This is a genomic window from Blautia sp. BIOML-A1 (genome assembly GCF_009883055.1).
GTDB lineage: Bacteria > Bacillota > Clostridia > Lachnospirales > Lachnospiraceae > Blautia_A.
Genome location: NZ_WWVR01000062.1, coordinates 1 through 6,333 on the forward strand (window position 1 = coordinate 1; position 6,333 = coordinate 6,333).

The window sequence follows — 6,333 nt, forward strand, 5'->3', positions numbered from 1 at the left end:
ATGTAACTTATTAACTGTTCAGCAAAGTCAGTAAAATCAAGGATTTTTGTTGAACATGCACTAAAAAGAATAGAGAGGTACACAATATGTACAAATTCAGCAACCCAAAATTAGCTCTGAGAATTATCGATGAAATTATTATTCCCGAACGTTTTCCAAACTATATAAATCTTGACTCTGATGAGTATGATGAGAACGAAGTGGATAAAGTTTTGGATGAGGTCCTAGACAGTCCTCTCGTTAAAGTTGATGAAACAAACTCTGAGGAAACTATAGCATTCGTATCCCAAGGAGTAGTTAAACTGGAAGCAAAGAATGATAAGGTTATATTATCCGCAAAAGTTATCGACTGGGATACTTACAATGAATTAAAAGAGAGTGTCAAGTAAAAAAATAAGGTGTCTCGTCTGAGGCACCTTTTAAGGGGTTGAGGACACTCTGTGAGAAAGTATCCTTGCTATATTATAATCTTTTCTGCATTAAATAGCAATCAGATCTTTCCAGGTTGCAGCATCGCAGATACCGTTCTGAGTCATCTTTCTGGACTTTTTGTATGCGTTCAGAGCATAAATGGTATTGGTACCGGCTTTTCTGTCCAGATCCAGTGTTTTTCCATCTTTGCCTTTAAAACCTCTGGCAATCAGGAGCTCCATTATTTGGATAATACCCACATGCGCATAGATTCGTTGCGACTACGAAAATGATACAATTAAACGATGCACCCCCTGTGAACACCCCTACACAAAAAAAGAACGCCAGAATCTTATCCAACGTTCTCTTCATTTTCACTTTCTCAAGTCACATGATGCTATCACATACATGTATAAATAAATTGTACCTCTGCATTTAACCGAAACAATCTCTGATCTTATTTGAAATATCAGAATCAACAAAGCCTTTCTGTGCCATATCATCAAGTATCCCACACGCTTTGTCATGTGACAAACCCTTCTTATAAGGTCTGTCTTCAGTAAGTGCCTGATAAATATCAATGCAAGCCATAATACGCTCTGGTTTATTTAATTCATCAGCAGTTTTTCCAAAAGGATATCCTTTTCCATTTAACTTTTCATGATGAAGAGCCGCCCAGTCTCGTATTTCCTCGAAATCATCTATCCCTGACAAAATATAATAGGTATATACTGCATGATGTTTCATCGTTTTAAATTCTTCATCGGTTAATTTTTCTGGTTTTTCCAGAATCTCATTCCCGATTGCGACCTTTCCTATGTCATGTAAAGCTCCGGCAATATACATTTTCTGACAGATATCCTCATCAAATCCCATGAACCTTGATATTTTTTCCGCAACACCCATTGAGTGGTTACTTATAAAGGGTGATTTATAGTCCACAATATGGGCAAAAAGATCTGCAATAACTTTAATCTGTGCAAAATTAAGTTCCAGCTTTATTCTGGGTACTTTCTTCCACAACATCGTATCCAGGGTTTCATTATCAATCATATGAATTTTTTCATCTGAAAAAGCATTAAAAAAAACTTCCACGCAGAAGGAATCAAACAATTTATCTTTTGACTTTATTACAAATTCTTCTGTTCTTTTCCACTCATCCGAATCTGATTTCATAGATCGGCAAAATATATCTATCGTATCACACATATGGATAATCCTTGCAAAAAACGGTACTTCATTCCATTGTTTTCCAAAAGGTTCACTTCCATCAGCGTTTTCATGGGGGGTACAGTATGACATTAGATACATCATTATGAAACGGTATATTTTTCAGAATTTTTTCTCCTATGGTACAATGCCTTCCCAGCTTCGTCACCCCGTTACGTAAAGCGTCATTTTGAAGCTCTTCCTGAATATATTGTGCCACTGCATTGTCGTGCAGCAATGCACACTCTGCCAGATCCTGCAGGCTTTGACCCTGTATACCCATTTTTTTCAGCAGTACAAACCGCCATATATGCCACACGTTTAGAATGATTGTTTGTTACTTTAATCAGCTCTGCCTCTACACAGTCCAATGCATATGAGCAGGCTGCTAATAACCCCAGCACATCAAATTTCATTTTTGATCTTGTCTCCTCCTTTGTTCTGTTTTCTGAGAAATCTGGAATATGCTTACCATGACAGATTTCTCAGCCTCGGATCAATAAAAGCATATGTTTTGTCTTTTCTTTAATTTTTCCATGACCGTTGGATATTTTTTATAATCTGTGTGAGGTAAGGCCTGGGCAGCTACCATCTGTTCCAGAAAATCATCCACTTCCGCAAATTGTATATAAGTCATTTCTTCCAGTATCTGATCAATATCTGCAAGAAGTTCTTTGTTCAGCAAAAGCTTTTGTGCTCCTTCCAGCGAAGAATTTCCAGCATTGATCATCTTCTCCCGTTCCATGTCAGGATACATCCCAATGGTAATGGCTGATTCCACAGATACATATTTTCCAAAAGAGCCGGCTACATAAAATCGATCTGCCTGATTCAGTTCAAGTCCAGATTCCCGGAGCATGATCTCAACCATTATATGTGCTGCGGCTTTGGTAAGAATAAATTCGTCGATATCTTTCTGATAAAAATACAGACCCGGAGCATATTCTATGCAAAGCTGACCTTCTCGTTTCTGAATAAGATTCGTTTTTTCAGGAGAAAACTTACCACGAATATCTATCCAGCCTTCTAAAAAAAGTTCCGCAATCAGATCGACAATACCGGAACCGCAGATACCCTTAGGGCTAATTTTTCCTGAAGAGTTACCAATTACATGAACATGGATTTTTCCACCTCTTATCCTCACGCTGTCCACTGCTCCGGCATCTGCCCTCATCCCGGTGTGTACTACACCGCCTTCCAATGCAGGCCCCGCCGCACCGGCGCCGCAAAGAAGAAAATCTTTATTTCCTATCACAAGTTCACCGTTGGTTCCAATGTCAAAGAAAACACTGATTCCATCCTTTTTATATAATTCCGTTTCAATCATTCCACTGATGATGTCACCACCCAGATAATTAGACTTCGCCGGATAACAATATACATAACCATTCAGCGGAATGTCCAGATCTTTTGCCGGCTGGAATCCCGGACGGTCTGCATGAACAACATGTGGCGTATAAAAGACACAGAAAGCATCTATTCCCAAAAGAAAGTGGATCATGGTGGTATTGCCTGCTACTACCATAGACAGACATTTTCGTGACACCGGATGCTTTACATCCAGCTTATCCATGCACTCTATAATAGACTCAACTGTAGCAAGCCGTATCTCTTCCAGTTTTTTCCTGTCATCTTTGCAGAAAAAAATACGTGATAAAATATCGGTTCCCCACTGAATCTGTTTATTAAAGCAGCTCTCTTCTCCCAATATCTCACCACTATTACAATCTAAAAGTCTCACCACTACCGTTGTACTTCCAAGATCCACAGCCAGCCCATAATGCTGTCTGGCTGTATCTCCGCTTTCTATATCAACCAGCTCCCATTTTTCTCCATTCCAGGAAAGCGAAACGGTTATTTTCCAACCTGCACGATCAAGTAATGGATATAGTTGTCTCAACATGCGAACCGGAATATGAACCTCCTCTTTCACGCCCTCCGCGGATAAAGCTTCCAGAATGCGCTGCTGGTCTGAACGCTGATCCTCTTCGGTTGGAACAGAAAGATCAAGATATAATTTTCGGCTAAGACCTCTCATAGTATTCATCTCCCTACAATTTGTGCATTTTTTATTCTGTAAAAAAAGAAGGTCATTTGCTGTAACATGCCTTTTCATTTCATATACAGCATTTTTCACAAGATCTTTCTGAATTGTATTTCTTCTGTTAGTCATTTGCCCTCCTTATTAGGATTTATTCTTAATTAGAAGTATATATCAGAAGTTTTAAAATATCAATATAAAATTAGTAATAATTACTATTATTGAAATAATAGCACTTTGTAAATGTCCCTTTTTCGCACAATCTTATTCCATAATTTTTCGTTCAAAAACATATTCTATTTCAGATGATAAATCTCTTCTAAAATTGTATCCAAGTCTGTCAAACGTTTGTACGTCTGCAGGATTTTCAATTTCTTTTTCTGCCATATATCTGACCATCTCACCACGAGCCATCTTAGCATATGTACCTTTTGTTACCAGTTTATCCCCTGATTGTTCACAAAACGTAACCGTAATATATTTGTCTTTATCTGATAAATATTTTTCTATACATTTCGAGTATTCTTTTGATGCAAGATTAATGATAATCCTGCTGTCATCAAGCACTGAACGATATAATCTTTCACCCCAATAGTCATATAGATTTTTGGTATCTTCTATTTCAGCTTTCGCCTTCATCTCCAGGCGATGCCTTCTTTCATCAGCATAATCATTGTATCAGGATAAAGTTCACAAAGTATCCGCAATACATTCCCATAAGTTCATGTCATTATTGAAATTGTACATATTTCAGTATGAAAAGTTCACCATTCAAATTCTGATTATTATTTCTCCACATACTCTTCTGCCATATGTACTGCCATAGCACCATCTGCCACTGCTGTTACTATCTGACGAAGTAACTTTGTTCTGACATCTCCTACAGCATAAACACCCGGAATACTCGTTTCAGTGTTTTCACCTGCCACAATATATCCTTTATTATCCAGTTCTATCTGATTATCTAAAAAATCTGTTGTCGGTTTTCTTCCTATACTCACAAACAGGCCGTCACATTCTATAATGTTTTCTTCTCCTGTAACTGTATCTTTCAACCGCACACCAGTCAATCGTTCTCCATAAATCAGTTCATTTACTGTATTGTTCCATCGAAACTCTATATTTTCAGTTTTCATCAGCTGGTCATGGTAGATTTTCGTTGCACGTAATGTATCTCTTCGATGAACAATGATGACTTTCTTAGCAATTCGACTTAAAAGAACAGCATCTGATACAGCAGAATTTCCACCACCAACAACCACCACGATCTTATCTTTATAAAACATACCATCACAGGAGGCACAATAAGCAACCCCATGACCTATCAATTCTTTTTCTTTAGCGAGACCAAGTTCTCTTGGATTTGCTCCAGTAGCAATCACTACTGTTTTCCCAATATAAATTCCCGAACTAGTTTCTACTCTCTTAAGCTTTCCTGTTAAATCCATATTAAAAACTTCAGCATATTCACTTTTAGCGCCAAATTTTTCCGCCTGTTTTTGCATTTTCTCTGCCAATGAAAATCCGTCAATTCCATTTTCAAAACCAGGATAGTTATCAATCTGCCAGGTCAATGACATCTGACCACCTGCAGATAATTTTTCTAAAACAATGGTATCAAATCCTGCTCTGGCTGCGTATAATGCTGAAGTATACCCTCCAGGTCCTCCCCCCACGATAATCATATCGTAAACATGATTTTCATTCATACAGCAGTCCTCCTTTTATTTTTCCAATGCTTCATTAATAAAATTCTCTATCATTATTTTTGATTCAGGTGCAACAATAGAATCTATTGCCTTTCCATTTCGATATAAAACCAGCGTAGGAATCACCTCAATCTTTTCAGCTTCTGCAATCTGTGGTTCTTCATCAATGTTCACTTTTCCAGCAATAAGAATATCGCTGTATTCTTCACTTATTTTTTCATAAGCCGCTCCAATTCTACGGCAATAACCACACCAAGGTGCCCAGAAATCAACCAAAACCGGTTTTTCCTTATGAATTAATTGTCCAAACTTTTCTTTATTTATATTTATAGATGTCATATTTTTCAACTTCTTCTCCTATTTGAACTTAATATACCCCAAATAAGTGCTTGCTTCCGTGATGATATCACAGAAAAGATAATTTACTTTATTACACTTCTTTTTATTTCTATTTATGGCATATGCCAGTTATATAATTGACGCATCTAAAAAAAGCAAGTATACTATGTTCGTAAAGGAGATAACGGTTATGAACTTCGAAAATTGTTTTCCACTATGGAATGACTTAAATACAGCACAGAAAAAACTAATTTCAGACAATTTAATCACACGGGATGTAAAAAAAGGAACGATCATTCACAATGGAAACCTGGACTGTACTGGATTATTACTGGTTAAATCCGGGCAGCTTCGAACTTACATACTTTCAGATGAAGGACGGGAGATTACACTTTACCGTCTGTTCGATATGGATATGTGTCTTTTATCCGCCTCATGTATCATGCGGTCTATTCAATTTGAAGTAACCATTGAAGCAGAAAAAGATACGGATCTTTGGATCATCCCTGCTGAAATCTATAAGGGCATCATGAAAGAATCTGCTCCTGTCGCAAACTATACCAATGAGTTAATGGCTACCCGTTTTTCTGATGTCATGTGGCTGATTGAACAAATCATGTGGAA

The 6,333-nt window shown here is 37.5% G+C and carries 8 protein-coding genes and 2 pseudogenes; 2 read left to right on the forward strand and 8 right to left on the reverse strand.

Translation table 11 applies throughout. The features are described 5' to 3' along the window. Positions 1-86 precede the first annotated feature (86 nt). Entirely contained in the window at positions 87-389 is a 303-nt protein-coding gene (locus tag GT674_RS16245; RefSeq protein ID WP_161286629.1) for a hypothetical protein, read from the forward strand. Positions 390-479: 90 nt separating this feature from the next. Here GT674_RS16245 and GT674_RS16250 read toward each other — a convergent pair whose 3' ends face one another. The 8 genes and pseudogenes from GT674_RS16250 to GT674_RS17540 form a co-directional block, all read right to left on the reverse strand. After that, positions 480-653, reverse strand: coding sequence for a hypothetical protein (locus GT674_RS16250; RefSeq protein ID WP_243149179.1), 174 nt, complete (start codon positions 651-653; stop codon positions 480-482). Positions 654-846: 193 nt separating this feature from the next. Next, positions 847-1,506, reverse strand: coding sequence for an HD-GYP domain-containing protein (locus GT674_RS17840; RefSeq protein ID WP_330585634.1), 660 nt, complete (start codon positions 1,504-1,506; stop codon positions 847-849). Between the two features lie 299 nt (positions 1,507-1,805). Next, on the reverse strand, positions 1,806-2,036 hold the full coding sequence (locus GT674_RS17845; RefSeq protein ID WP_173719879.1) for a hypothetical protein: 231 nt from the start codon (positions 2,034-2,036) through the stop codon (positions 1,806-1,808). 80 nt (positions 2,037-2,116) lie between these two features. After that, complete coding sequence (locus GT674_RS16260) at positions 2,117-3,658, reverse strand: ASKHA domain-containing protein (protein ID WP_161286630.1); 1,542 nt, start codon at positions 3,656-3,658, stop codon at positions 2,117-2,119. Between the two features lie 48 nt (positions 3,659-3,706). Then, positions 3,707-3,793 (reverse strand): annotated as a pseudogene (locus GT674_RS18055) (Fur family transcriptional regulator); the annotation flags it as partial. Positions 3,794-3,925: 132 nt separating this feature from the next. Beyond that, a pseudogene (locus tag GT674_RS16265) lies at positions 3,926-4,312 on the reverse strand (YaaA family protein); the annotation flags it as partial. 134 nt (positions 4,313-4,446) lie between these two features. Further along, positions 4,447-5,370, reverse strand: coding sequence for a thioredoxin-disulfide reductase (trxB, locus tag GT674_RS16270; protein ID WP_005421617.1), 924 nt, complete (start codon positions 5,368-5,370; stop codon positions 4,447-4,449). 15 nt (positions 5,371-5,385) lie between these two features. Then, positions 5,386-5,709 carry a thioredoxin family protein gene (locus GT674_RS17540; RefSeq protein ID WP_055057012.1) on the reverse strand — a complete coding sequence of 108 codons (324 nt, stop codon included), beginning with the start codon at positions 5,707-5,709 and terminating at the stop codon, positions 5,386-5,388. 166 nt (positions 5,710-5,875) lie between these two features. Between GT674_RS17540 and GT674_RS16280 the strand changes: the two genes are divergently transcribed. Next, positions 5,876-6,333 (forward strand): Crp/Fnr family transcriptional regulator (locus tag GT674_RS16280; protein ID WP_161286631.1); only part of this gene is annotated, 458 nt, incomplete at its 3' end.

What these genes read in the sequence shown, in the direction of transcription:
- GT674_RS16260 (WP_161286630.1), bottom strand. Translation starts at nt 3,658, where the DNA reads ATGAGAGGTCTTAGCCGAAAATTATATCTTGATCTTTCTGTTCCAACC.
- GT674_RS16250 (WP_243149179.1), bottom strand. Translation starts at nt 653, where the DNA reads ATGGAGCTCCTGATTGCCAGAGGTTTTAAAGGCAAAGATGGAAAAACA.
- GT674_RS17845 (WP_173719879.1), bottom strand. Translation starts at nt 2,036, where the DNA reads ATGAAATTTGATGTGCTGGGGTTATTAGCAGCCTGCTCATATGCATTG.
- trxB (WP_005421617.1), bottom strand. Translation starts at nt 5,370, where the DNA reads ATGAATGAAAATCATGTTTACGATATGATTATCGTGGGGGGAGGACCT.
- GT674_RS16245 (WP_161286629.1), top strand. Translation starts at nt 87, where the DNA reads ATGTACAAATTCAGCAACCCAAAATTAGCTCTGAGAATTATCGATGAA.
- GT674_RS17540 (WP_055057012.1), bottom strand. Translation starts at nt 5,709, where the DNA reads ATGACATCTATAAATATAAATAAAGAAAAGTTTGGACAATTAATTCAT.